At 41.6% G+C, this 22,786-nt stretch carries 23 protein-coding genes; 4 read left to right on the top strand and 19 right to left on the bottom strand.

The window, feature by feature from the left end; translation table 11 throughout:
* Positions 1-22 precede the first annotated feature (22 nt).
* The 4 genes from C6W21_RS11790 to C6W21_RS11775 form a co-directional block, all read right to left on the bottom strand.
* Positions 23-1,312 carry a UDP-N-acetylglucosamine 1-carboxyvinyltransferase gene (locus C6W21_RS11790; RefSeq protein WP_041087823.1) on the bottom strand — a complete coding sequence of 430 codons (1,290 nt, stop codon included), beginning with the start codon at positions 1,310-1,312 and terminating at the stop codon, positions 23-25.
* A 247-nt stretch (positions 1,313-1,559) separates the two neighbouring features.
* Entirely contained in the window at positions 1,560-2,198 is a 639-nt protein-coding gene (gene fsa, locus C6W21_RS11785) for a fructose-6-phosphate aldolase (RefSeq protein WP_106050528.1), read from the bottom strand.
* 112 nt (positions 2,199-2,310) lie between these two features.
* Positions 2,311-3,168, bottom strand: a complete 858-nt coding sequence (locus tag C6W21_RS11780) for a class II fructose-bisphosphate aldolase (protein WP_106050527.1) — start codon at positions 3,166-3,168, stop codon at positions 2,311-2,313.
* 178 nt (positions 3,169-3,346) lie between these two features.
* Positions 3,347-3,721 (bottom strand): response regulator, encoded by a 375-nt coding sequence (locus C6W21_RS11775; RefSeq protein ID WP_003214681.1) that lies wholly within the window; start codon positions 3,719-3,721, stop codon positions 3,347-3,349.
* Positions 3,722-3,901: 180 nt separating this feature from the next.
* Between C6W21_RS11775 and C6W21_RS11770 the strand changes: the two genes are divergently transcribed.
* Positions 3,902-4,432, top strand: coding sequence for a DUF2529 domain-containing protein (locus C6W21_RS11770; RefSeq protein WP_106056344.1), 531 nt, complete (start codon positions 3,902-3,904; stop codon positions 4,430-4,432).
* A 40-nt stretch (positions 4,433-4,472) separates the two neighbouring features.
* On the opposite strand, the gene pyrG is transcribed toward C6W21_RS11770, so the two are convergent.
* The 14 genes from pyrG to C6W21_RS11700 form a co-directional block, all read right to left on the bottom strand.
* A complete protein-coding gene (gene pyrG, locus C6W21_RS11765) occupies positions 4,473-6,080 on the bottom strand; it encodes a glutamine hydrolyzing CTP synthase (protein ID WP_106050525.1) in 1,608 nt (535 codons plus the stop codon).
* Positions 6,081-6,318: 238 nt separating this feature from the next.
* Complete coding sequence (gene rpoE / locus C6W21_RS11760) at positions 6,319-6,861, bottom strand: DNA-directed RNA polymerase subunit delta (RefSeq protein WP_106050524.1); 543 nt, start codon at positions 6,859-6,861, stop codon at positions 6,319-6,321.
* Positions 6,862-7,367: 506 nt separating this feature from the next.
* Positions 7,368-7,871 carry a hypothetical protein gene (locus tag C6W21_RS11755; protein WP_106050523.1) on the bottom strand — a complete coding sequence of 168 codons (504 nt, stop codon included), beginning with the start codon at positions 7,869-7,871 and terminating at the stop codon, positions 7,368-7,370.
* On the bottom strand, positions 7,850-8,464 hold the full coding sequence (locus C6W21_RS11750) for an ATP-binding cassette domain-containing protein (RefSeq protein ID WP_106050522.1): 615 nt from the start codon (positions 8,462-8,464) through the stop codon (positions 7,850-7,852). The genes C6W21_RS11755 and C6W21_RS11750 overlap by 22 nt, the downstream gene beginning before the upstream one ends.
* A gap of 30 nt (positions 8,465-8,494) precedes the next feature.
* Positions 8,495-9,025, bottom strand: coding sequence for a stage II sporulation protein M (locus C6W21_RS11745; RefSeq protein ID WP_106050521.1), 531 nt, complete (start codon positions 9,023-9,025; stop codon positions 8,495-8,497).
* Positions 9,026-9,038: 13 nt separating this feature from the next.
* Positions 9,039-9,485 (bottom strand): hypothetical protein, encoded by a 447-nt coding sequence (locus C6W21_RS19265; RefSeq protein ID WP_223249582.1) that lies wholly within the window; start codon positions 9,483-9,485, stop codon positions 9,039-9,041.
* A gap of 695 nt (positions 9,486-10,180) precedes the next feature.
* Positions 10,181-10,363 carry a hypothetical protein gene (locus C6W21_RS11735; protein ID WP_106050519.1) on the bottom strand — a complete coding sequence of 61 codons (183 nt, stop codon included), beginning with the start codon at positions 10,361-10,363 and terminating at the stop codon, positions 10,181-10,183.
* Positions 10,364-10,523: 160 nt separating this feature from the next.
* Positions 10,524-10,814: an uberolysin/carnocyclin family circular bacteriocin gene (locus C6W21_RS11730; RefSeq protein WP_003214902.1), complete on the bottom strand. Its 291-nt coding sequence runs from the start codon at positions 10,812-10,814 to the stop codon at positions 10,524-10,526.
* Between the two features lie 1,066 nt (positions 10,815-11,880).
* Positions 11,881-12,075, bottom strand: coding sequence for a hypothetical protein (locus C6W21_RS11725; protein WP_106050518.1), 195 nt, complete (start codon positions 12,073-12,075; stop codon positions 11,881-11,883).
* A 347-nt stretch (positions 12,076-12,422) separates the two neighbouring features.
* Positions 12,423-13,565, bottom strand: coding sequence for an acyl-CoA dehydrogenase (locus C6W21_RS11720; RefSeq protein ID WP_106050517.1), 1,143 nt, complete (start codon positions 13,563-13,565; stop codon positions 12,423-12,425).
* A gap of 16 nt (positions 13,566-13,581) precedes the next feature.
* A complete protein-coding gene (locus tag C6W21_RS11715) occupies positions 13,582-14,694 on the bottom strand; it encodes an acyl-CoA dehydrogenase family protein (protein ID WP_106056342.1) in 1,113 nt (370 codons plus the stop codon).
* Positions 14,695-14,705: 11 nt separating this feature from the next.
* Positions 14,706-15,569, bottom strand: coding sequence for a 3-hydroxybutyryl-CoA dehydrogenase (locus tag C6W21_RS11710; protein WP_106056340.1), 864 nt, complete (start codon positions 15,567-15,569; stop codon positions 14,706-14,708).
* Between the two features lie 19 nt (positions 15,570-15,588).
* Positions 15,589-16,764 carry an acetyl-CoA C-acetyltransferase gene (locus C6W21_RS11705; RefSeq protein ID WP_106056338.1) on the bottom strand — a complete coding sequence of 392 codons (1,176 nt, stop codon included), beginning with the start codon at positions 16,762-16,764 and terminating at the stop codon, positions 15,589-15,591.
* A gap of 103 nt (positions 16,765-16,867) precedes the next feature.
* On the bottom strand, positions 16,868-18,979 hold the full coding sequence (locus C6W21_RS11700; protein ID WP_106056336.1) for a (Fe-S)-binding protein: 2,112 nt from the start codon (positions 18,977-18,979) through the stop codon (positions 16,868-16,870).
* Between the two features lie 143 nt (positions 18,980-19,122).
* Here C6W21_RS11700 and cls point away from each other — a divergent pair, with 143 nt between their 5' ends.
* The 3 genes from cls to C6W21_RS11685 all read left to right on the top strand — a co-directional run bounded on the left by cls (position 19,123) and on the right by C6W21_RS11685 (position 21,622).
* Entirely contained in the window at positions 19,123-20,319 is a 1,197-nt protein-coding gene (cls, locus tag C6W21_RS11695; protein ID WP_106056334.1) for a cardiolipin synthase, read from the top strand.
* Positions 20,320-20,331: 12 nt separating this feature from the next.
* On the top strand, positions 20,332-21,294 hold the full coding sequence (gene uvsE, locus C6W21_RS11690; protein WP_106050511.1) for a UV DNA damage repair endonuclease UvsE: 963 nt from the start codon (positions 20,332-20,334) through the stop codon (positions 21,292-21,294).
* A gap of 73 nt (positions 21,295-21,367) precedes the next feature.
* Entirely contained in the window at positions 21,368-21,622 is a 255-nt protein-coding gene (locus tag C6W21_RS11685; protein WP_106056332.1) for a general stress protein, read from the top strand.
* Positions 21,623-21,651: 29 nt separating this feature from the next.
* On the opposite strand, the gene C6W21_RS11680 is transcribed toward C6W21_RS11685, so the two are convergent.
* Complete coding sequence (locus C6W21_RS11680; protein WP_106056330.1) at positions 21,652-22,650, bottom strand: S66 family peptidase; 999 nt, start codon at positions 22,648-22,650, stop codon at positions 21,652-21,654.
* Positions 22,651-22,786 lie beyond the last annotated feature (136 nt).

Raw genomic sequence — 22,786 nt, 5'->3', positions numbered from 1 at the left:
ATCTCCTCTCACAGTCAAAGCCTTATGAATTTTGAAGTTCTTCTATTTCTTGGTCATTCAGCTTTTCACGCCAGATGGTTGCACCCAAGCCTTCAAGCTTCTTCTCAAGCAAACTATATCCTCTGTCTATATGTTCAAGCCCTGTGATTTCGGTCACACCGTCTGCCATTAACCCTGCCACGACGAGACAAGCACCTGCACGCAGGTCACTTGCTTTGACCTTTGCTCCTTGAAGCTGCGTTTGTCCAGTTATAATGGCAGATCTTCCTTCGACCTTCATGTTTGCACCCATTCGACGCAATTCGTCAATGTGCTTAAAGCGTGCTGAGTAGATCGTATCTGTGACCACACTCGTGCCTTTCGCCTTTGTTAACAGCGCCGTCATCGGCTGCTGAAGGTCAGTCGGAAAGCCCGGATACACAAGGGTTTTGATATCGACAGGCTTGAGTCCTTCGTTTCTGCCAACGATCAGCATCTGATCGTTGCTCGTTTCAATGGTGAACCCCATTTCTCTAAGTTTCGCCGTAATTGATTCTAAATGAGTTGGGATCACATTATCAAGTACAACTTCATCCCCCATCGCAGCACCAGCAATTAAAAATGTGCCTGCTTCTATGCGGTCAGGGATGATGGAATGCTTACAGCCATGAAGAGATTCTACACCTTCGATTCGAATCACATCAGTACCCGCACCCTTGATTTTGGCTCCCATGCTTGCAAGCAGTGTCGCTACATCAATAATTTCGGGTTCTTTTGCGGCATTTTCAATCACCGTTTTTCCTTCAGCCAGTACAGCTGCCAGCATGATATTGATGGTCGCACCTACACTGACAACATCAAGGTAAATGCGGGCTCCGACTAATTTTTCAGCACGCAAATAAATGGCACCCTGCTCATTTGTCACCTCGGCTCCAAGTGCTTCAAAGCCTTTGATATGCTGATCGATCGGCCTAGGTCCTAAGTGACACCCTCCTGGCAGCCCGATGACAGCCTGCTTGAACCTGCCCAGCATGGCGCCCATTAAATAATAGGATGCACGCAGCTTCTTCACTTTCCCATTAGGAAGCGGCATACTGATCATGGAAGCAGGATTGACGACCATTTCACCTTTTTCAAACGTGACCTTTCCGCCAATCTCTTCTAACAGATCTCGTAATGTGTCAATATCTGAAATATGCGGAAGGCCCTCAATGGTTACTGGAGAATCAGCGAGAATCGTGGCAGGAATCAGTGCCACTGCACTATTTTTCGCACCACTAATATGTACGGTACCGCGCAAAGGGTCACCGCCGGCAATGTTTAACTTTTCCATATTTGTCTCCCTTCTTAAAGAAGATCACTGTTGGAGTTATAATGTTTGTGGATGTCGCGCTTTAAAAGGTCTTGTCCAAAATTTAGCCAATATCAAGAGAAAGAATACAGGTTAAACGAAATTTGTCGGAAGAAAAATAATCGAAGCTTTGCGAGGCTGTGATGTTCTCTTCTTTGCACAAAACATTTCTTAGCGTTTTTAAGGAAAACTGCGGCAAACGGGAGACAATCCCGCCTGCCACAATCACTTATTTATTCCAGTCTGCTAAAAATTGCTCAATGCCTGCATCCGTTAATGGGTGTTTTGTCAGCTGCTTGATGACTTTCAGCGGCATTGTGCCGATATGAGCACCTCTAAGCGCAGCTTCTGTCACGTGCTGCGGGTGACGAATGGATGCAGCAATGATTTGTGTATCTAATCCATGAACATCAAAAATGGTTCTCACTTCATTAATGAGATCAAGTCCATTGTGACCAATGTCATCTAAACGACCGAGGAATGGAGACACATACGTCGCACCAGCTCTAGCTGCAAGCAGTGCCTGATTTGAATTAAAAATCAAAGTGACGTTTGTTTTAATACCAAGGTCTGTTAACGCTTTGACAGCTTTAAGGCCATCTGTTGTCATCGGTACTTTGACCGTGATATTTGGTGCGATGGCAGCAAGCTCTTTTCCTTCTTCAATCATTTCCTCTGCTTTAAGCGAAATGACTTCTGCACTAACAGAACCTGATACTACGTCAGTGATTTCGCGAAGACGGTCGTGGAATGATACGTCCTTTTCTTTCGCTACTAAACTAGGGTTTGTTGTGACGCCTGCTAAAATCCCAAGCTCGTGCGCCTCTTTGATGTCTGCGATATTCGCTGTATCTACGAAAAATAACATAACCGTGCCACTCTCCTATCAATAAATTGTCTGAAATGTAAATTTTGATTGCGCTTTCTCAAGATATGGAGAAAACCGCCTGTGACTCAGGCGGCTTTCGGTTCTCATCAAATTATGCTTGGTTAGAAGAACCAAATTCGCGCATTTTGCCGATAACAGTCGCTTTAATTGCGTCACGAGCTGGTCCAAGATATTTACGTGGATCATACTCTTCTGTTTTTGCAGCAAGTGTTTCGCGTACTGCTTTCGCAGAAGCAATTTGGTTTTCAGTGTTTACATTGATTTTTGCTGTACCAAGTGAAATTGAACGCTTGATGTCAGCAGTTGGGATACCTGTTCCGCCGTGAAGAACAAGTGGAAGACCTGTCATTTTACCGATTTCTTCCATTTCAGCGAAACCAAGGTTTGGTTCACCTTTGTATGGACCATGTACTGAACCTAATGCAGGCGCAAGGCAGTCAATGCCAGTGCGTTCTACAAGCTCTTGGCACTCTTTTGGATCAGCATAAATAACGCCCTCAGCGATGACGTCGTCTTCTTGTCCACCAACAGTTCCAAGCTCAGCTTCTACAGATACACCGTGGAAATGTGCAAGCTCAACTACTTTCGCAGTTGTTGCTACGTTCTCATCAAATGGGTGGTGAGAAGCGTCGATCATGACAGAAGTAAATCCTGCATGAATGGCTTTTGCACAAGATTCAAAGCTTGAACCGTGATCTAAATGAATCGCAACAGGAACTGTTACATTATATTCTTCGATTAACGCTTCTACCATTGCGACAACTGTTTTGAAGCCGCCCATGTAGCGTCCTGCTCCTTCGGATACTCCTAAGATAACTGGAGACTTCTCTTCTTGAGCAGCTTGTAAAATCGCTTGCGTGAATTCTAAATTATTTAAGTTAAACTGTCCAACAGCGTAACCTTTTTCCTTTGCGTCTTTCAACATTTCTGTCATTGAAACTAAAGGCATGATGAAAAATCCTCCCTATGTAGCTAATTTGCTTACTAAAAAAAGCTCTCCACCCTAGCATGACCAGAATTTCTCGCCATATGTAAACTTTCAAAGTCAGATCGCTTTCTTCTTCTTATCTAGAATACCAATTATTCGACAAATCGGCAACAGAATGACTCGATTCAATCATTTCCATCTAACCATTTGTTTCGAGCGGCAAGTATTCTTTAACAGCATCTCGGATTTCATCAATATCAAATGGTTTCGCAAAATGCGTCAATGCACCGAGTTCTTTTGATTCTTGGATCATGTCTAATTCGCCATAGGCTGTCATAATGATGACGCGGATGTCTTCATCAATTAATTTCATGCGTTTTAAAATTTCAATACCATCCATTCCGGGAATCTTCATATCAAGCAGGACAAGGTTTGGTCTATGATTTTTCACAATATCTAACGCCTGAAGTCCATTGGCTGCTTGGAAGGTTTGATAGCCTTCTTTATGAAACACTTCATTCAATAATATTCTAATACCGTATTGATCATCGACAATTAAAATTTTCTCATTCATCTGTTACACCCCATTGCTTTCATTTTTCGCCATAAAAAGAGCTGTTGTTAAATAATTCTGTTTGATTTTCACATTTCCTTTATTTATAATAGTTTACTTTACGACATTTTCTGAGCATTTTTCCTAATATTCTCTTTATATTCTATTATAAAATGATCTGATCGAAGGAGGAAATGAGTCTTGTTAAAAATTTTCACAACCCAGTTATCAGGTGTTTTTTCACGTATTGGAGAAAAGCAGGCTGAAGCGATTGAGGATGGTGCACGCCTTCTTGCACAAGCCGTTGTCAGTGGACATGCCGTTTATTTTCACGGAAAAAATGAACTGGCTGCTGTAGCCCTAGAGGCAGCAGAAAGCAAGGAGCCATTTCCAGGTGCGAAAGTACTGCCGCTTGATCAAACGGAGCGCAGATTGCTTGATCCATGCGACAGAGTGCTGCTATTTTATTCAGAACCAGAAGACGAGGAGATTCAATCTCTTGTAAAAGAACTGCATGTGCAAGGGACGCCCGTTGTTGGTGTCGGCCCGGCACAAAAGGAGCCGTCCATGATTGAAGAGCATTGTGATGTCCACATTGATTTTCAGCTCAAGAAACCGCTTGTACCCGCTGATGACGGAACAAGGTTCGGTTATCCTGCTTTAATGACATGTTTATACGTCTACCACGCTCTATCGTTTACTGTGAAAGAAATCGTTGAGGAATATGAATAAAAAAACTGCCGAGAAGGTCATCTTCTCGGCAGTTTTTGATTTATTTTGATTCAGATGCTTGCAGTGAAGCACCAACGAAATCTCTAAATAATGGCTGTGGTCTTGTCGGTCTTGAGACGAATTCTGGGTGGAACTGAGAAGCAAGGAACCAAGGATGATCCTTCAGCTCGATAATTTCAACAAGACGTCCGTCTGGGCTTGTACCAGAGAAGACAAAGCCTGCGGCTTCCATTTGCTGTCTGAATTCATTATTAAACTCATAGCGATGACGGTGACGTTCGTAGACCACTTCGTCATTGTATGCAGCAAATGCTTTTGAGTCTTCATTTAATTTACATGGATACAGACCAAGACGAAGTGTTCCGCCTAGATCATCTACATCCTTCTGTTCTGGAAGAAGGTCAATGATTGGGAATGCTGTTTCAGGATCAATTTCCGCTGAATGAGCTCCATCGAGGCCTAGTACGTTTCTCGCATATTCGATCGACGCAACTTGCATTCCTAAGCAGATTCCGAAGAATGGTACTTTGTTTTCACGGGCATATTGTGTAGCAATGATTTTCCCTTCCACTCCGCGGTCTCCGAAGCCTCCAGGAACGATGATGCCGTCTATATCTTGCGCGAAATCAGCCATATTTTCTGCTGTCACTTCTTCTGCATTGATCCATTTGATTTGAACGTCTGCATCAAATGCATAACCAGCATGGCGAAGTGATTCAACGACAGAAATGTATGCATCTTGCAGTTCAACATATTTTCCAACTAGACCAATTGTGACTTGTTTTGAGAGGTTTTGCACTTTATCGACTAGCGCTGTCCACTCCGTCATGTCTGCATCTTGGCAATCAAGTTTCATATGTTCACATACAAGCTTGTCTAGTCCCTGTTTTTGTAAATCAAGCGGAATAGAGTACAGCGTGTCTGCATCCTGACATTCAATAACAGCTTTTGTATCAATATCACAGAATAACGCAATTTTGTCCTTCATGTCTTGGGTCATTGGCATTTCAGTTCTGACCACAATAACGTTTGGCTGGATACCAAGGCTGCGAAGTTCTTTTACACTATGCTGTGTTGGTTTTGTTTTCAGTTCACCTGCTGCTCGGATGTAAGGAACAAGGGTACAATGAATGTACATCACGTTTTCACGGCCAATGTCACTCTTCATTTGACGAATCGCTTCAAGGAAAGGAAGGGATTCGATGTCTCCTACTGTTCCGCCGATTTCTGTAATGACTACATCTGCACCTGTTTCTTTTCCGGCACGGTACACACGGTCTTTGATTTCATTTGTAATGTGGGGAATAACCTGTACAGTTCCGCCTAAATAGTCGCCGCGGCGCTCTTTCTTCAGAACAGTAGAGTAGATTTTACCAGTTGTGACGTTGCTGTACTTATTTAAGTTAATATCAATGAAGCGCTCGTAGTGACCTAAGTCAAGGTCTGTTTCAGCACCGTCATCTGTAACGAAGACCTCACCGTGCTGATATGGACTCATCGTCCCTGGGTCTACGTTGATATATGGATCGAATTTTTGAATGGTGACATCCATCCCTCTATTTTTTAGAAGGCGGCCTAACGATGCAGCCGTGATCCCTTTTCCAAGTGAGGAAACAACTCCTCCTGTTACAAAAATATACTTTGTCATTTCGTATGCTCCTCTCTTTTTTACCCTTGCATGACTAGACATGCACAGCTTCATCCTTATTAGAGTGTATCCCTAAATCTCTTGAAAAATAAGAAAGCTCCCTTTCAAATAAATGAAAGGGAGCGTAAATGAACGTATCTTTACGTACTCTTTTTAGAGAGCCCAAAATACATACTACATAGTTCGCTCTCGAAAGTCAAGACGGTTTTGTCCTGTTTTGAGGACCGGTTTGTGAGGGTTATTTTTCTTCCTTATTATCGTCTAAATCGTCTTCGTCAATTTCTGTTAAGCCGTCATCATCTTCGTCGTCATCGTCTTCGTCGAAGTCTTCTATATCTTCGTCAATTTCCTCTTCATCGTCTAGGTCGAGATCATCGTCTTCTTCAACAAGATCAAGATCTTCTTCAAGCTCTTCGATTTCTTCTTCCTCTTCAATTTCATCGAAGTCTTCTTCAACGACAGCTGCTTTTGTTTTTTTCTTTTTCGCTTTTGTTTTCACAGCTGGCTGAACTTCTTCTTCGATTTGATCAACTGGATACCAGCTGCGAAGTCCCCATCTCTGATCACCTAACGAAATAAAGCGGCCATCTATATTTAAGTCTGTATAAAATTGAGCAAGTCGATCATCAAGATCAGATTTTTGTATCCCTTGCAAACGGATCATTTCATCTATTAACTCGGAAAACGTAATCGGTGCTTTGCTGTCTCTGAAAATTTCATATGCAAGTTCAACTAAAGACATTTGTTTGAGCTGCTCCTGTGAGTATTCTTTCAAACTCAAGGTCAGACACTCCCTTTCTATTACATGTATGTATCCATTTATCAGTGAAATAATAAGTGTTTATCCCTTATTTTTACGACAAACCATACCTCTCATTATAAACAAATTAGGGGAGTTTATGCCACCTTTAATCATGTTAATTTTTGATTTTTTCTCAAGGGGCTCACCTAATGGTTCATCATTTGGGTGAAATGGGTCTAGCTTTTGTGTCCGGCATGCTTTTTGTATGATGTTCTATTCATTCCAAACGAAAAAATGGGAACAATCAGAGGCAGCACTGTTGAATGAATAAATTTTGGCTATCGTTCGAACGAAGTGATTGTCCATTTTTTATAAAGCGTATAAAAAGGCACACGTCAACGGGTTCAGTTTACGTGTACCTATAATGAAAAAATTGTATAAAACCTTTTCTCTCAAATAACCTTGAATTCACTTTTATGCGAATACCGTTACTTCTTTTCGAAAGCTTTGTTTCACTTGAAAGTTCATGCTCCACTTATTATTCATTACAGTACAGCGACTATTTCTTTTCCTAAGGAAATTAAAGCATCTATAATAAATGGTGCCGCAAAGAGAATCGATGCTTTCCAGTTCGCTTTTTTGTATTGAAAAAAGAACAAGATCAATACTGCTCCTATAAGTGCCGTGAAGAGGTACAGCCATAAGCTATGTATTTGCAAGATCCCCATACATATTACATTAATAAACATAATAATAATCTTAGGAATTAGAGCATAAAACAAATGACCCTTAACCTCTGGGGCAAAGATGATTAATAAGAATTTTGCGATGAGATACTGAACTAATAGGCTGATGGTGGTTAGAATTGTTGTAATGACAACAATTAGATTCAGCATCGTTTCATAGGACATATCCTCTAACAAAGCTCTTAAATCATCTAGTTGCGAAATGTAGCCATTCAACTCAATAGCAAAAGTAACGAAATAATAATTGGCCAGAATAAAAATGACCAATGATATCAGTGATGTTATTCTTGGACGTTGTTCCATAATAGCCTCCCATCCCCTATACTCATAATGCTTGAATGATCGTTTAAGCGTTTATTCACCATGCTATGGGAAACATATATGATGGTTGAAATTTTTTTAATAGAAAGATTCACTAGCCTCTCAGATAGCATCTCTATACTCTCTGAATCTAGAGATGACATGGTTTCATCAATTAGTATGGTTTCCCAATCTTTTACGAATAATAAAGATAATCCCACCTTCGCTTTCATACCCGTAGATGCTCTACTATACGAACCATCTAGGTTACCATCAAAAAAATCATTCACTTTCCCCATCTGTTCTTCAGTCGGCACAATTTTAAACGTATTCCACAGAATCTCTAGGTTTTCTCTAATTGTAAATGGGTGAATGCCAATAGGATCCACATTTAAATATAGAGTCGATTCTTTGTTTGCCTCAATATCTCCAGAGTATCTCTTATCTAAACCAGCTATCATTTTAAGGAGAGTGCTTTTACCTGCACCATTTCTCCCCACTAAATGAAAGAGACCTGTTGGAATTGAAAAATTCACTTTATCTAGTATGATATTGTTTTTGAACTTCTTCGTACATTCTATAAATTCTAATCCCACTTGAATCCCCTTCTCTGTCGTATAGAGTCTTCAATAAAACCATCTATTATTGATAATGATAGAAAATAATAAAGAATCATACCCTTCAATAAAAGCAGCTATTATTAGGATGACTAACGATAGCAGATAATAAGGAATCATTTTTTTCATGACACCTAAAGCAGCTTTAATTGATTTCGTATAAATTAGTGTGAAAAGCACATACTGGCTTATTCCTTGATAAAACAACATATTTGGAAATTCTAATAGCCCATGAGGAATTAGTTTACCTAAAGCTTCTTGTGCTCCTAGCGTTCTAAACCCCATCGTAATGACGAAGGATGAACCTCCAAAATCCATTATTTGAAATAACGGCGACAACAAGAACCCCAGTAAATACATTGCAAAGTTCGTTAAGTTATGCGTCAGGACTACAGACATAAATTCCTGGCCCGAAGTTGGTGGTGCTGCTTCAAACAAATCTTTGTTGACTATATTCCCAAGATAAATCCCTGTACCTATCAGCAATATACAGTAGATAGAGTAGTACCACAGAAAATATTTCAATCTTTTATGTATCATTTTCCTCCTCTTTTCATGAAGTAATCGTGAAAATTGTAATGCATATGAGTAATAAAATCGGCAAGGACAGCTTCAGTAACTTATGTTCATAATCGTTGATTAATAGTTCTGTTTTTCTGAAATATACGACCCCAATAAAGATGATTAAAGGCAACGATAACGTATTTTTAAGGATGATTGAGATATCGGACGTGTTTATCATTACTCCGACTATTCCACACACACTTACAAAAATCAGCACAAGACATAGTAAATAAATCGTACTGGATTTAAACCTCTCGTACGGACTCACAATCAAAGAGGCTTGCAGCGTCTCGATTCTTGCCTTATCAAGCACAATCTCTTCCTTTTTCGACCCTATTAAGATTTCTAAGATCGTAATAAAGTTTATATAGACTAAAATGAGCGCAGGCAGATTTTCTATTTTCGTTAAAAAGGATTGGGCGAAATAAGTAAGCACTGATACTAAGGCGCCTATTAAGATGATTAATATTTTATTACTAGTGATATAAGACAAAAATAAATACAGAATATTTCCAGACCTATATTGCTTATTCGCACTTTTTAGGAAGGAAAGTCCAGTTGTCAAAGGTATCCTATGAGAATTACTTATGTAAATGTAAATAAGAAGAAACTGTACTATTTGCAGTATCATAACTGCTTCAAAAACGGACGTTATGATATACCAAAATTGCAACAAAAGGAGTATTCTGTTTATGATATTGAATAGACCCGACAATAATTGAGATGCAAAAGAAAGCATCACGACAATAAGTGCTAGTATCATAATGAAATATTGATTTTCTACTAACAAAAAGGTTAAAGCGATGAAACAAGCCAAAAGTAATTGAACTGAATATCCTTTTTTAATCGTAAAGAATAAATGTTTCAATAACAATTGTTTAGAGATAAAGACCAAGCCTGGCTGCTGTCTTCTATACGGTAATACACAACGATTAATATTAGCTGTAGCTACAATGTATATTGAAATAAAAACAAAGCTGTTAAGGTAAGTGCCGGGAATCTCACCCCGATAGAAAATCAACGCTACCATAACAATGAAAGAAAAAAGAATCATCCCAATATAATTGAGGTACCCCATTATACTTTGATCATATATTTTAAATAGTTTATTTGTTTTAGGCATAAGTCGTTTTAAAAAGCAGCAGCTTTGGCTTTCCCTTGTTTTTTATGTACAACTAAAATAGCAGCAGCAGCAGCCCCAGTACTAACACATAGATTGGCTGCTATCAAAGAACCATTTCCAACGACTAAAGATGCCATTGTAACTGCAAATAACAATAGTGAGAATGAGCCAAGATTTTTTGCTTTTATCATAAAATTTCCTCCTAATTAATGTTTTATTACAAGTCGCATGGTCATAAAACGTTAAATTAGTTTTTAAGTCACTGTCTATTGAACGCTGTTTCATCTGATATCAATACACTTTTGGAAAAAAAATCATCTCAATAAAGATTGAGATGATTTTTTTTTAAGATTAAAAAGCAGCAGCTTTCGCTTTTCCTTCTTTTTTAAGAATAGCCAAGATAGCAGCAGCTACACCTGAACTAATTGTGCCTACGCCAGTGAATACACCAACGATTGTAATGACAGTTGCTACTGAGGACCAAGTATCTAAGAAATTAACTACTGTTGCCGCAGTTGCAGTACTAACACCCAGATTTGCTGCAATCAAAGAACCATTACCAATCACTAAAGCTACTAATGTTACCGCAAGAAGTGACAGCGATAATAAAGCATAAAACTTAGAATCTGTTGCTTTCGTCATAATATGACCTCCTTCGATTATTTCCTACTTCTTTAGTCTAGCAAGAAGTAAATTACATTTCAATATCTTTTTGGAAAATTTGTAATATTTATTTAATTCAAGGTATTTATAATCAGCTTTTATCAGGATTTACGTTCATTTTCCATTTTTACAGGGCACTTATGTAATAGCAAAAAATGCTCTGATTCCATAAAAATCTAGTCAGAATTTCTGATAAACACTATCAAAAAATCAATTCGTGTCAGATCTTCAGTGCCTTATCTTAGAGGCAGGTAAACTTTCATGATGAATTTTTTTATTAGATACTCGTTTCCTGATTGTAGAACTTCAGTTATTACTGAGATATTCTTCAACAATCGGAGCTCATCTTCGTTAAAGACAGAGCCCAAGTTTAAAAAGCACTGAATGATCATGTCATGGATGTGAAAAAAGAGTTGATTTTATTTTGAATTCAAGAGAAATGATGAATGGAATGGGAAGTACAATCATACACATTGACCCTATTGGAGAGAAGAACCGTATCCTGTATTAGGAAGCGGTTCATTTTTGGAAATATATCAGTATCTTTATACATTTCAGTTCCTATCATAGCTTTTGAAAAATTGTAACATTTAGAAAATGTGATAAACATACTATTCTCTAAAACACAACATAAGTCCCTACGAATCGGAGTCAAAAAAGAAGAAAATGGATTAAATTACCCAGTTAAATTGAATCAATTTCCTCAATTCCAAAAAAAGTCGAGACACTCATATTGAGTTGTCTCGACTTCAATTTGATATCAAAATAGATACCCTTTATTCAAATCTTTGAACGTATGATGAAAAATAATGGCTGCTTTTTGCATTAATCGTCTGTATAGTCATTTCTGTATTTTCTTTAGATCCAGATATTCAGGCAAAAAAAGCATTGCTCATTTATGTAGGCAAAATCATAACCATCACGTTAGAAATGAGGCTGAACCCTGACATTTCTGCAAAGTTTAAACACATTAGTGAATGAGATGAACTTGTTATATAGTTCTCAAGCATTAAAATATGCTTTCATAACGATACACTTCTATAGTTTATTTTAGATTCTGAAGTAATGAGATGACTACTGCTATTGTCAATATGATGCCTGCAAGCATTAAAACAATTAATTTTCTACGACTATTTTCTTTTTCATTGTGATCTTTCTTTGAAGACTTCGAAAGTTCTGCGGAAACCATGATCCATATCACCAAAGTTACAATTGCTAAAATGGTAGTAGTTGTGGTCATAATAACCTCCCATATTTTTATTTTCTTAATTTTAACATAATGCTAATATAATATGGATCGATACTGGAAATCATCTTAAATTCAGGAAAACCTGACTATTACCTTGTATGTGGGTTATAGCTATATCATTCTTGAGGTCTAATGCTTTAGTATGTATATTGCCAATTCACATGTACCAATACTCACTACTTCACCAGTTACAAATCACTCATACGTTAAGGTGTTTCCTGTTGCTAACACTATCCTTTTACAACCCTAAAAAAAACTTTGGATGATGCTAGTGAGTTAATGCTTCATGAACCACACCAAAACAGACCACCTCGCGTCAGGTGGTCTTTGCTTTGTTTCTACATATCTAGCAGTTTGCGTGAGATGACTAGGCGCTGGATTTCCTGTGTGCCTTCATAAATTTGAGTGATTTTCGCATCTCGCATGTATCGTTCGACTGGGTAATCCTTTGTATAGCCGTAACCGCCGAAGATTTGAACGGCTTCTGTTGTCACCTTCATGGCTGTATCACCAGCAAAGAGCTTGGACATGGCTGATTCCTTTCCATACGGAAGCCCTTTCGTTTCGAGCCATGCTGCCTGATAAGTAAGCAGCCTAGATGCTTCAATTGCGGTTGCCATATCTGCGAGCTTAAAAGCGATCCCTTGCTGCTGTATGATTGGTTTGCCAAATTGCTTGCGCTCCTTCGCATAATGGACTGCCGCATCAAGAGCACCTTGTGCAATCCCAACAGCCTGTGCAGCAATGCCGTTTCTACCGCCATCGAGTGTCATCATGGCTATTTTGAAGCCTTCTCCTTCTTGACCGAGCCGGTTCCTTTCATGAATCCGGCAATCTTCAAATCGAATTTCAGTCGTTGGCGATGAGCGGATGCCCAGTTTGCTTTCCTTTTTGCCGACCGAAAAGCCTGGAGTCTCTTTTTCTACAATAAAGGCGGTGGTATTTCGAGATGCAGCTTCTTGGTCTGTCACGGCAAACACAATATAATAATCCGCAATGCCTCCATTTGTAATAAATATTTTCGCACCGTTCAGGACGTATTCACTGCCTGCCTTTACTGCCGTTGTCTTCATTCCGCCGGCATCTGAACCTGAACCACTCTCAGTGAGTGCATATGCCCCTACCTTCTGTCCTTCTGCAAGCGGCTTTAAATAGGTCTCCTTTTGTTCATCTGTTCCAAAAGTATAGATGGGCCACGAGGCGAGAGAGGTGTGAGCGGAGAGGGTGACGCCTGTAGAGGCGCACACTCTTGAAAGCTCCTCAACTGCGATGACGTAGGCTAAATAGTCACTGCCGATCCCGCCTACCTCTTCTGGCCATGGGATCCCCGTTAAACCGAGCTCCGCCATCTGGCGAAAAATAGCTGGATCATACGTTTCTGTCTCGTCTCGCTCTGCTGCTGTTGGCTCCACTTCATTTTTCGCAAAATCTCTCACCATTTTTTGGATCATTTCATGTTCATCACTTAATTGAAACTGCATCATGAGCCACCTCGTTTCATATTAGCTGTTTACAAATGACCAGCCTTTGAATTTCACTTGTTCCTTCATAGATTTCACAAACTTTCGCATCACGAAAGTAACGTTCTGTTTGATATCGATTCGTATAACCCTCCATGCCGAGCAAATGGATCGCTTCTGTACTGATCTCAACCGCCGTTTTTGACGCAAATAGCTTTGCCATTGATGCTTCCTTTGTGACCGGGCGATTCGCCTCTTTATAAGAAGCCGCTTGATAGACTAATAGCTTGGCAGCTTCAAGCTTCGCCGCCAAATCACCCAGCCGAATGGTCGTTTCTAGACCTGCTGTGTGCTGCTTTAAATACGTCACTGCCTCCGTTAATGCGGCTTCTGCAATGCCAAGGCTTTGAGCCGCGATACCAATTCTCCCCGCATTTAAACTAGACATGGCTATGTGAAAGCCCTCTCCTTCTCCACCGAGCAGCTGCTGCTTTGGAATCCGCACACCATCAAAATGAAGCGTTACGGTTTTTGACCCGTGCAGTCCCATCTTTTTCTCATCTTTTCCAATCGTAAATCCTGGTGTACCTTTCTCGACAATGAACGCCGATATATTTTTTTTCGCAGAAGCAGGATCTGTCACTGCAAAGACAAGATACAGTTCTGCTTCCCCGCCGCTTGTAATAAACATTTTCGTACCATTTAACACATAGTGGTCGCCCGCCCGCTCTGCTCTTAACTGAATATTGGAGGCATCTGAGCCAGCCTTCGGTTCAGTCAGACAAAATGCCCCCAGTTTCTTTCCAGATGCAAGCAGCGGAACATAGGATTTTTTTTGCTCATTCGTTCCAAAAGCCAAAATAGGCATCGTCACAACAGATGTATGAACGGACACAATGACACCGATAGCCGCACTCACTTTGGATAATTCATGAATCGCAATGATATATGTTGTAAAATCTGCTCCTAAGCCTTGATACGAAGCTGGTATTGGAATCCCTAGAAAGCCTTGGCGTCCCATTTCAGCTAAAAGTGTTCTTGGGAACTGACCTTGTTCCATGGCTTCCACTTCAGGGAATACACGCTGTCTTGCAAATTCTGCTGCCTGTTCTCTCCAGAGACGCTGTTGATCCGTAAGCAAAACATCCATCATGACTCCCCCTATGAGTGGTCGTGGTATGTGTAAAAACCTCTCTTTGTCTTTTTGCCCAGCCAGCCTGCATTCACGTATTTTTTCAAAAGAGGACAAGGTCGGTGTTTGCTATCCCCAAGTCCTTCATGAAGGGTATTCATAATAAATAAACATGTATCTAGCCCAATGAAATCAGCAAGACGAAGCGGTCCCATTGGGTGATTCATTCCAAGCGTCATGACACCGTCAATGCTCTCTGCATCTGCCACCCCTTCATAAAGGGTATAAATGGCTTCATTGATCATTGGCATTAATATACGATTTGATACAAACCCAGGGAAGTCTTCCACTTCAATTGGGGTTTTGTTTAATTTCTTCGCTGTTTCATAAACGATTTGATACGTGTCGTCACTCGTTTGCAGCGCTCGAATGACCTCAACGAGTTTCATGACAGGCACTGGATTCATAAAATGCATGCCAATCACTTGCTCCGGTCTCCCCGTAACAGCTGCTAATTCTGTGATCGACAAGGAAGATGTGTTTGTTGCTAATATCGTCTTCGCCTCTGCAAATTGATCGAGTGTTTCAAAAATTTGTTTTTTCACACTCATTTGTTCAGATACAGCTTCAATCACTAAATGAGCCTGCTGCACGTCCTTTAAATCTGTGGATACGGCAAGCCGCTGCGTAATATCTCGGACTGCCTGATGGGCCAGCTTTCCTTTTTCTGCTCGTTTCGTCAGTTGTTTGGTCATGGAGGAAATGGCTCGATGAATCTGCTTTTCAGATGCATCATGCAGCAGGACAGTGTAGCCAGACTGAGCAAAAACTTGGGCAATGCCTGATCCCATTTGACCTGCTCCAACGACCATGACGGTCTCTTCTGTACTCATGACGATGAACGCCTCCCTTTTAATCTACCTTTATCATGATGGCATCTCCTTGACCGCTTCCACTGCAAATCGCCGCGATACCAATGCCTCCGCCTCTTTGTTTCAATGCATGAATCAAGGTCAAGATGATACGTGTTCCGCTTGCCCCAATGGGATGACCAAGCGCAACTGCACCACCGTTGATATTCATTTTCCGCCGGTCCAGCCCGGTTATTTTTTCACATGCCAGCGCAACTGCTGAGAAGGCCTCATTGATTTCAAATAGATCGATATCCTCTAGACGCTTTTCTGTTTTCTGTAAAATCTTCTCGATAGCAAAGGCTGGTGTTTTCGGAAAATCCTTTGCCTCTACGGCTACCTGCGTATGCCCAAGCACGACTGCCATCGGCTTTACGCCATGCTGCACCGCATATGTGTCTTTCATTAAAAGAAGCGCACTTGCTCCATCATTGACACCTGGTGCATTTCCAGCGGTAATGGTACCCGTTTGATCAAAAACAGGCATGAGCTTTGACAGCCGTTCATATGACGTATCACGACGCGGGGATTCATCTTCTGTGATCAGCCGCTCTCCCGTTTTCGTCTTGACGGTGACTGGGGTGATTTCATGCTGGAAAAAGCCATTTTTTTGCGCTTCGACCGCTCGATCATGACTTCTGAGTGCCCAAAGGTCTTGCTCTTCCCGCGTGATACCGAGCTCCTTTGCAGCCATGCTCCCATACTCACCCATATGAACGCCTGTAAACGAACAGGTTAATCCATCTAAAATCATCGCATCTTGTACCGCACCATCTCCCATTTTGTAGCCCCATCGTGCTTTTTTTAGCAAATAAGGGGCGTGTGACATGGATTCCATACCGCCCGCTACGATGACCTCAGCATCTCCAGCTCGAATGATTTGATCTGCTGTGCTCACACTGCGCATTCCTGATGCACAGACTTTATTGATGGTTTGCGTCGGAACGGACCATGGAAGATCAGCATATCTTGCTGCTTGCCTTGAAGGAATCTGACCTTGTCCTCCCTGCAAAACACTTCCCATGATGACCTCATCCACATGATGTGAACCCGGTACTCTTTCCAGCGCAGCCTTGATTGCTATTCCACCTAGTTCTGCGGCAGTCAACCCACTAAAAGCACCGCCTAGTTTTCCAAATGGTGTTCTTGCTCCAGATACAATGACCGTCTTACTCATGTATGTCCCCTCCCATTTGTTACCGCTTACATATTATCTAGTCAGCTGATGTAACAGCGCCATGTTTAAGCCGATGAACATCCTATTCATCGGCCTGTTTTGTTTACGAAACCTGCTTACCAGCCTCGCCAAACACTGATTTTTCAAGAAGTTCTGCGACATCAAATGTGCCTACCTGCTCCTCTACTTCCTTCGCCTTCGTTCCATCTCCCAGCATGGTTAAGCAATAAGGGCATCCGGAGCTGATGATGGACGGCTGCACCTGTAACGCCTGCTCCGTTCGGGCAGTGTTAATCCGGGTACCCGTCTCTTCTTCCATCCACATTAAGCCCCCGCCGGCACCGCAGCACATACCGGTTTCACGATGACGCTCCATTTCTTTCAGCGTCACACCAGGGATGGCTTTTAAGATGTCTCTTGGTGGATCATACACCTCGTTATATCGGCCTAGGTAGCAAGAGTCGTGGAAGGTAATCACCTCGTTCACTTCATGTACAGGCGTTATTTTTCCTTCTTTCACTAGCTCTGCCAGTAATTCTGTATGATGATACACTTCTGCCTCAAGCCCGAAGTCTGGGTACTCATTTTTAAATAAATTGTAGGCGTGCGGATCAATCGTGACGATCTTTGTGACCCCGTTTTTCTGGAATTCTTCAATGTTTTTTGCAGCAAGCTCTTGGAATAAAAATTCGTTTCCAAGCCTTCTTGGTGTATCACCTGAGTTTTTTTCTTTATTGCCTAGGATGGCAAAGGACACACCTGCTTCATTGAGAAGCTTTGCAAAGGCAAGCGCAATCTTTTGGCTTCGATTGTCATATGCCCCCATTGAACCAACCCAGAATAAATAATCGAAGGTTTGATCTGCTTTTTTCAACTCTTTTACTGTCGGCACATGCACATCTTCTCTCAGTTCACGCCAATTTTCTCTTTCTTTCCGGTTCAATCCCCACGGGTTCCCTTGACGCTCAATGCTTGTCATGGCACGCTGTGCATCTGCATCCATTTTCCCTTCGGTCAGCACAAGATATCTGCGCATATCAATAATCTTGTCGACGTGTTCATTCATGACAGGGCATTGGTCTTCACAGTTTCGGCACGTCGTACATGCCCAAATTTCTTCCTCTGTAATGACCTCACCAATAAGTGACGGATGATACATTGAACTGGCAGCCGATTCCTCTGCACCTGCTCCTCTCGCCTGCAGCGCCAGCTGATTTCCTGTTGTCTGCCTGAAGGCAAGCTGCGGAACCCAAGGCGTCTTCGATGTAATGGCGGCCCCTTTATTTGTTAGATGATCTCTTAACCTTAAAATCAAATCCATTGGAGACAGCATCTTCCCTGTACCTGTTGCCGGGCACATATTTGTACAGCGCCCGCATTCCACACAGGCGTAAAGGTCGATCAGCTGTGACTGACGGAAGTCTTCAATTTTCCCCACACCGAAGGTCTCTTGTGTCTCATCTTCAAAATCAATTTTTTGCAGCTTGCCTGGCGGGTCTAATCTGCTGGCAAATACATTCACCGGTCCTGCAATAAGGTGAGCGTGCTTTGACTGCGGGACATATACTAAGAATGTCAGCAAAATCAGGAGATGCACCCACCATGCGACATAAAAAACGACTGTTGCCGCAAGAGGTGAAATACCGCCCAGCAAGAAAGCAATACTAGATGCGATTGGCTCAGTTGGTGATAGAGAGTGTCCATGCCAGATGATGTTCATCCCGTTCCCCAGTAAAACTGTCAGCATCAAGCCGCCAATAAATAAAAGCACTAGACCTGATTTGAAGCCTCGTTTTAAACGGACAAGCTTCTCCACATACCTTCTATGGAACGCCCAAACAACGGCTACTAAAATGAGAAGTGTGACCACCTCTTGGAAAAAAGTAAAGACACCGTAAAGCGGACCTAAAGGGAGTCCGCTGCCCGGAACGAGTCCCTTCATAATAAAATCAAGGGCTCCGAACTGCACAAGGATAAATCCGTAGAAAAACAGCACATGAATGATGCCGCTCTTCTTGTCCTTTAACAGCTTCTTTTGCCCAAACACATTGACCCAAACACGCTCTAAGCGTTTCTTCATGTCTTGTTGAAACTCTTCTTTTTTACCAAGACGAATGTACGCCGCTCGTGTTCGAATGAGATAAATAAACAAATACACAGCGTAAGCGGTCACCGCCGCAAATGCGATCAAGTTCAACATTAAAAGGCTATTCATCTTGCTCCCCCTTTCATTCCCCAAAACCCACTTTGTTTCGTTTCCATGTTGTACCTCTATCATAAATAATGAATGAGTATTCAGTCAATATTTTTTACACGTTTGGGTACACTATTGAAATATGCAAAAAAGGAGGAAGCTTTATGATCGCATTGATCATCCTACTCGTACTCGTTGTCATCGTTTGTCTTATATTGTTAGACCTTTATATGGGAAAGAAATATTTTTCTACCCGCGCTTTTGAACGATCTTTTGACCAAACAAGCGGTGATGCCATCTTTTATCATGATGGCGAACCATTTTTTGATCAGCTGCTCGCGGATATTCAGCAGGCCTCTTCTTCTATTCATATGATGTTCTTTATTGTAAAGAACGACAAGATTGGTCAAAGGGTCTTACAAGCATTGAAAACAAAAGCGGAACAAGGGGTTTCAGTCTTTTTGCTGACCGATCGACTAGGGTCCTATCCGTTTGATCAAAAGTCCATTGATATGCTGGAGAAAAGCGGCATCCAATTTTACTTTTTAAATAAGCCTCGTTTCCCTTTTTTGATTTATCGGTTAAACATGAGAAATCATCGTAAAATCACGGTAATTGATGGAAAGATTGGCTATATTGGCGGGTTTAATATTGGTGATGAATATGTTGGGAAAAAAGGCAGGTTTGGCATTTGGAAGGATTATCATTTGCGCATGACGGGGCAAGTTGTCGCAGATCTCCAGCATGTATTTTTGAATGATTTATACCGGTCATCTGGCATTCATCAGCTGCAATATGAGGTTTTTCCTGCTTTGGAACCGGGAACACTACAATGCACAACACGCGCGACTGCTGGTTTTTCCTTAGAAGCTTTGTTTCTACAAGATATTCAGCAGGCGAGGAAACAGATCATCATCTGTACGCCTTACTTTATTCCATCTGCCCCTCTTCTAAGTGCACTGCTTGATGCACGAAGGCGAGGCGTCACGGTTGAAATCATCATCCCGATGAAAGCAGATCATCCACTCGTCAAAGAGGCTGGATTTCATTATTTGAAGGACCTCATTGCCTCTGGCTGCCTTGTTTATCGTTTTTATAAAGGATTTTATCATGCGAAAGCCATTCTGATTGATCAAAGACGCTGTATGATCAGTACGGCAAATTTTGATAAACGCAGCTTGTTTCTAAACGAGGAAGTAGATGTCGCCATTGATGATACCGACTTTACTGCACACGTAGAGGAAAAGATTCGGGAGCACATGGAAGTCTCTGAGCTTATGACAGAGGAGAAATTGACACAGCGTCCGCTTTTGTCACGTCCGCTGGAATGGGTTGGCGCCATGTTCTCGTACTTTTTATAAAGGAGATGACCTATGCGTTATCGATTTGGTTATGTATCCAATGCCGTCACCTTGTGGGAGGCTTCTCCTGCCAAGTCGCTGACCTTTGCAAGATACAGCAAGCTCTCGAAGGAAGAGAGAGAAGAGGCTTTATTGCGAACAACGAAAGCCAATCTCGTGAATACATTAAGAACACTCTATTTCGCCATCGCCCATGATATCCCGCTTTACCGTTTTTCGAGTTCAATCGTCCCGCTTGCGACCCATCCCGAGGTGCGCTGGGACTTTGTGACACCTTTTCAAAAGGAGTTTCTTGAGATTGGCGAGTTGGTGAAACGGCATGGGCTTCGTGTGAGCTTTCATCCTAACCAATTTACCTTGTTTACTAGCCCTAAGCCTTCAATCACAGAAAATGCCGTGATCGACATGACGTACCATTATCAAATGCTTGAGGCGATGAAGCTCGAAAAGGAAGGCTATATGAACATTCATGTGGGCGGCGCATACGGTGATAAAGAATCGGCACTTCAACGTTTTGATGACAATATCAAACAGCTTCCGGCGCATATCAAGGCAAGAATGACGCTTGAGAATGATGACAAAACGTATACGTCATTAGAAACCCTTGGTGTATGTGAAAAGCACAGTATTCCATTTGTTTTTGATTACCATCATCACGTGGCCAATAAAGATGATGATGCCGTGCTTGAAGACATCCTGCCAAGAATGTTCGACACTTGGACGAGCACTGGCATTCCGCCTAAAATCCATTTATCCTCACCGAAATCAGAAAAAGCCATACGCAGTCATGCAGATGGTGTAGATATGTCCTTTGTCTTACCGCTTTTTCATGCATTAAAACCGTATGGGCGTGATGTAGATTTTATGATTGAGGCGAAGTTAAAGGATCAGGCACTGCTCCGACTTGTCGAAGAGCTGTCTGCGATAAGAGGCAACAAGCGAATAGGCGGAGGAACTATTGAGTGGAAATCATAGAGATAGGTTTATCCCTATGCAAACAAGGGTAACAAAGCTATTGTGAGAAAGTTATTAACAGGAGGATATGAAGATGTCTCAAATCTATTCAATCCAAATCGCTGCGAAAGCATTGAATTTACATAAGCTTATTTCTCTTTATGAAAGATGCCACCAGGCTCACCATCGTCTATATGTGTATTCTAAAAAAACAATGTGCAACATCAAGAACATCGTAGAGCTTGAAACCTTCAGGCTCACTCATTTAGAGTCTGACTACTTAATTGTCGTAGAGGGGAAAAAAGCGCAAGATCTCTTGCAGCCTTTTGAAAAAGAGCAGGTTTCATAAAAAGGAGCAGCCCTCAGGCCGCTCTCTTGTTATATCCACTCTTTTGTTAACCAAACTTGTTTTGAAGCTGCATCCATTTTCACTTGTGCCCCGATTGGCATCGTAAGCATCGGGTGTGTATGGGCACAGTCAAAATCTGCGATGAGCGGTCTCTTTGTCTCTCCAAGCACCTCAAGTAAAATCTCGTAAGGTTCTTTTCCCGTTCCCTCATCATCAAACAGCTCATGTTTTCCCAAAAGAATACCTGATACCCGCTCAAACACTCCATTTACTTTCAATAAAGAGAAGTTTTTTTCTACAACCGAAGCGGTTTTCATGCAATCTTCAATAAGGAGGACGTCTCCGTTTTGAATGGCTGGCATGAACTCACTTCCCCATATGCCGTACATTGCATTCAGGTTTCCGCCGATCAACCTGCCTTCTGCCTGTCCTTCTATGACGCACAGCCAATCGTTTGGACGCTGCTTTTTATCACGTGTCTTTTCTTCCCAATTGATTCGTTCATCCGTCCAAAAGGGTGGTTTTTTGATCTGATAAGGAATGGTTTGAGGCTGCATCAGGATGTCTTCGAACGACTGATATGTATAAGCGACGAACGGTTCAAACTCTCCAAAAGATGGGACAAGCGCCGGTCCGTAGAAAACAGGCAGTCCCGTTTTTTCGTAGGCGGCTAAAAGAATCGCTGTCGCATCTGAATAACCGATCATGATTTTCGGATGTTGATTCAGCAGCTCAAAATCAAGATAAGGCAGCATACTATTTGAATTTGTCCCGCCAATCATTGACATGACACACGCCAAGTCTTCCCTAGCCATTAGCTCATTCAGCTCATCCGCTCGTTCTTGAATTGTACCTGAACGGTAGTGATCCTCTTTCCCTGTTAAAGATCCTGGTACCACAATGAATGCTTTTTGCTCAAGCCACTTCTTCGCCCGCTGATACCTTAGAGGCGATGTCGCGGATGCAGGACTTGAAGGTGAAAAAATACCGATCTTATCGCCCTTTTGTAATCGCCGAAGCCCCTTCATTCCATCAGATCCTTCCTACACGAGTTTTTTCTATCCTAACAAAAAAAGTCCTTTATTTTTTTTTCAGCGTGATAGAAAACCTTTGCAATCTAGGAAGGATGAGCACTGGAGCGGAGCGAATTAAACATTCGTGAGC

The sequence above is a fragment of the Bacillus sp. NMCN1 genome (assembly GCF_002998085.1).
Taxonomy (GTDB): Bacteria; Bacillota; Bacilli; order Bacillales; family Bacillaceae; genus Bacillus.
Note: the sequence above shows the minus strand (reverse complement) of the source record. Positions and strands in the feature narration are given on the sequence as shown.

Excerpts from the sequence above, each read along its gene's own strand:
- C6W21_RS11790 (WP_041087823.1), bottom strand. The coding sequence starts at position 1,312 with ATGGAAAAGTTAAACATTGCCGGCGGTGACCCTTTGCGCGGTACCGTA.
- fsa (WP_106050528.1), bottom strand. The coding sequence starts at position 2,198 with ATGTTATTTTTCGTAGATACAGCGAATATCGCAGACATCAAAGAGGCG.
- C6W21_RS11780 (WP_106050527.1), bottom strand. The coding sequence starts at position 3,168 with ATGCCTTTAGTTTCAATGACAGAAATGTTGAAAGACGCAAAGGAAAAA.
- C6W21_RS11775 (WP_003214681.1), bottom strand. The coding sequence starts at position 3,721 with ATGAATGAGAAAATTTTAATTGTCGATGATCAATACGGTATTAGAATA.
- pyrG (WP_106050525.1), bottom strand. The coding sequence starts at position 6,080 with ATGACAAAGTATATTTTTGTAACAGGAGGAGTTGTTTCCTCACTTGGA.
- C6W21_RS11755 (WP_106050523.1), bottom strand. The coding sequence starts at position 7,871 with ATGGAACAACGTCCAAGAATAACATCACTGATATCATTGGTCATTTTT.
- C6W21_RS11745 (WP_106050521.1), bottom strand. The coding sequence starts at position 9,025 with ATGATACATAAAAGATTGAAATATTTTCTGTGGTACTACTCTATCTAC.
- C6W21_RS11735 (WP_106050519.1), bottom strand. The coding sequence starts at position 10,363 with ATGATAAAAGCAAAAAATCTTGGCTCATTCTCACTATTGTTATTTGCA.
- C6W21_RS11730 (WP_003214902.1), bottom strand. The coding sequence starts at position 10,814 with ATGACGAAAGCAACAGATTCTAAGTTTTATGCTTTATTATCGCTGTCA.
- C6W21_RS11725 (WP_106050518.1), bottom strand. The coding sequence starts at position 12,075 with ATGACCACAACTACTACCATTTTAGCAATTGTAACTTTGGTGATATGG.
- C6W21_RS11720 (WP_106050517.1), bottom strand. The coding sequence starts at position 13,565 with ATGCAGTTTCAATTAAGTGATGAACATGAAATGATCCAAAAAATGGTG.
- C6W21_RS11715 (WP_106056342.1), bottom strand. The coding sequence starts at position 14,694 with ATGGATGTTTTGCTTACGGATCAACAGCGTCTCTGGAGAGAACAGGCA.
- C6W21_RS11710 (WP_106056340.1), bottom strand. The coding sequence starts at position 15,569 with ATGAGTACAGAAGAGACCGTCATGGTCGTTGGAGCAGGTCAAATGGGA.
- C6W21_RS11705 (WP_106056338.1), bottom strand. The coding sequence starts at position 16,764 with ATGAGTAAGACGGTCATTGTATCTGGAGCAAGAACACCATTTGGAAAA.
- C6W21_RS11700 (WP_106056336.1), bottom strand. The coding sequence starts at position 18,979 with ATGAATAGCCTTTTAATGTTGAACTTGATCGCATTTGCGGCGGTGACC.
- cls (WP_106056334.1), top strand. The coding sequence starts at position 19,123 with ATGATCGCATTGATCATCCTACTCGTACTCGTTGTCATCGTTTGTCTT.
- uvsE (WP_106050511.1), top strand. The coding sequence starts at position 20,332 with ATGCGTTATCGATTTGGTTATGTATCCAATGCCGTCACCTTGTGGGAG.
- C6W21_RS11685 (WP_106056332.1), top strand. The coding sequence starts at position 21,368 with ATGTCTCAAATCTATTCAATCCAAATCGCTGCGAAAGCATTGAATTTA.
- C6W21_RS11680 (WP_106056330.1), bottom strand. The coding sequence starts at position 22,650 with ATGAAGGGGCTTCGGCGATTACAAAAGGGCGATAAGATCGGTATTTTT.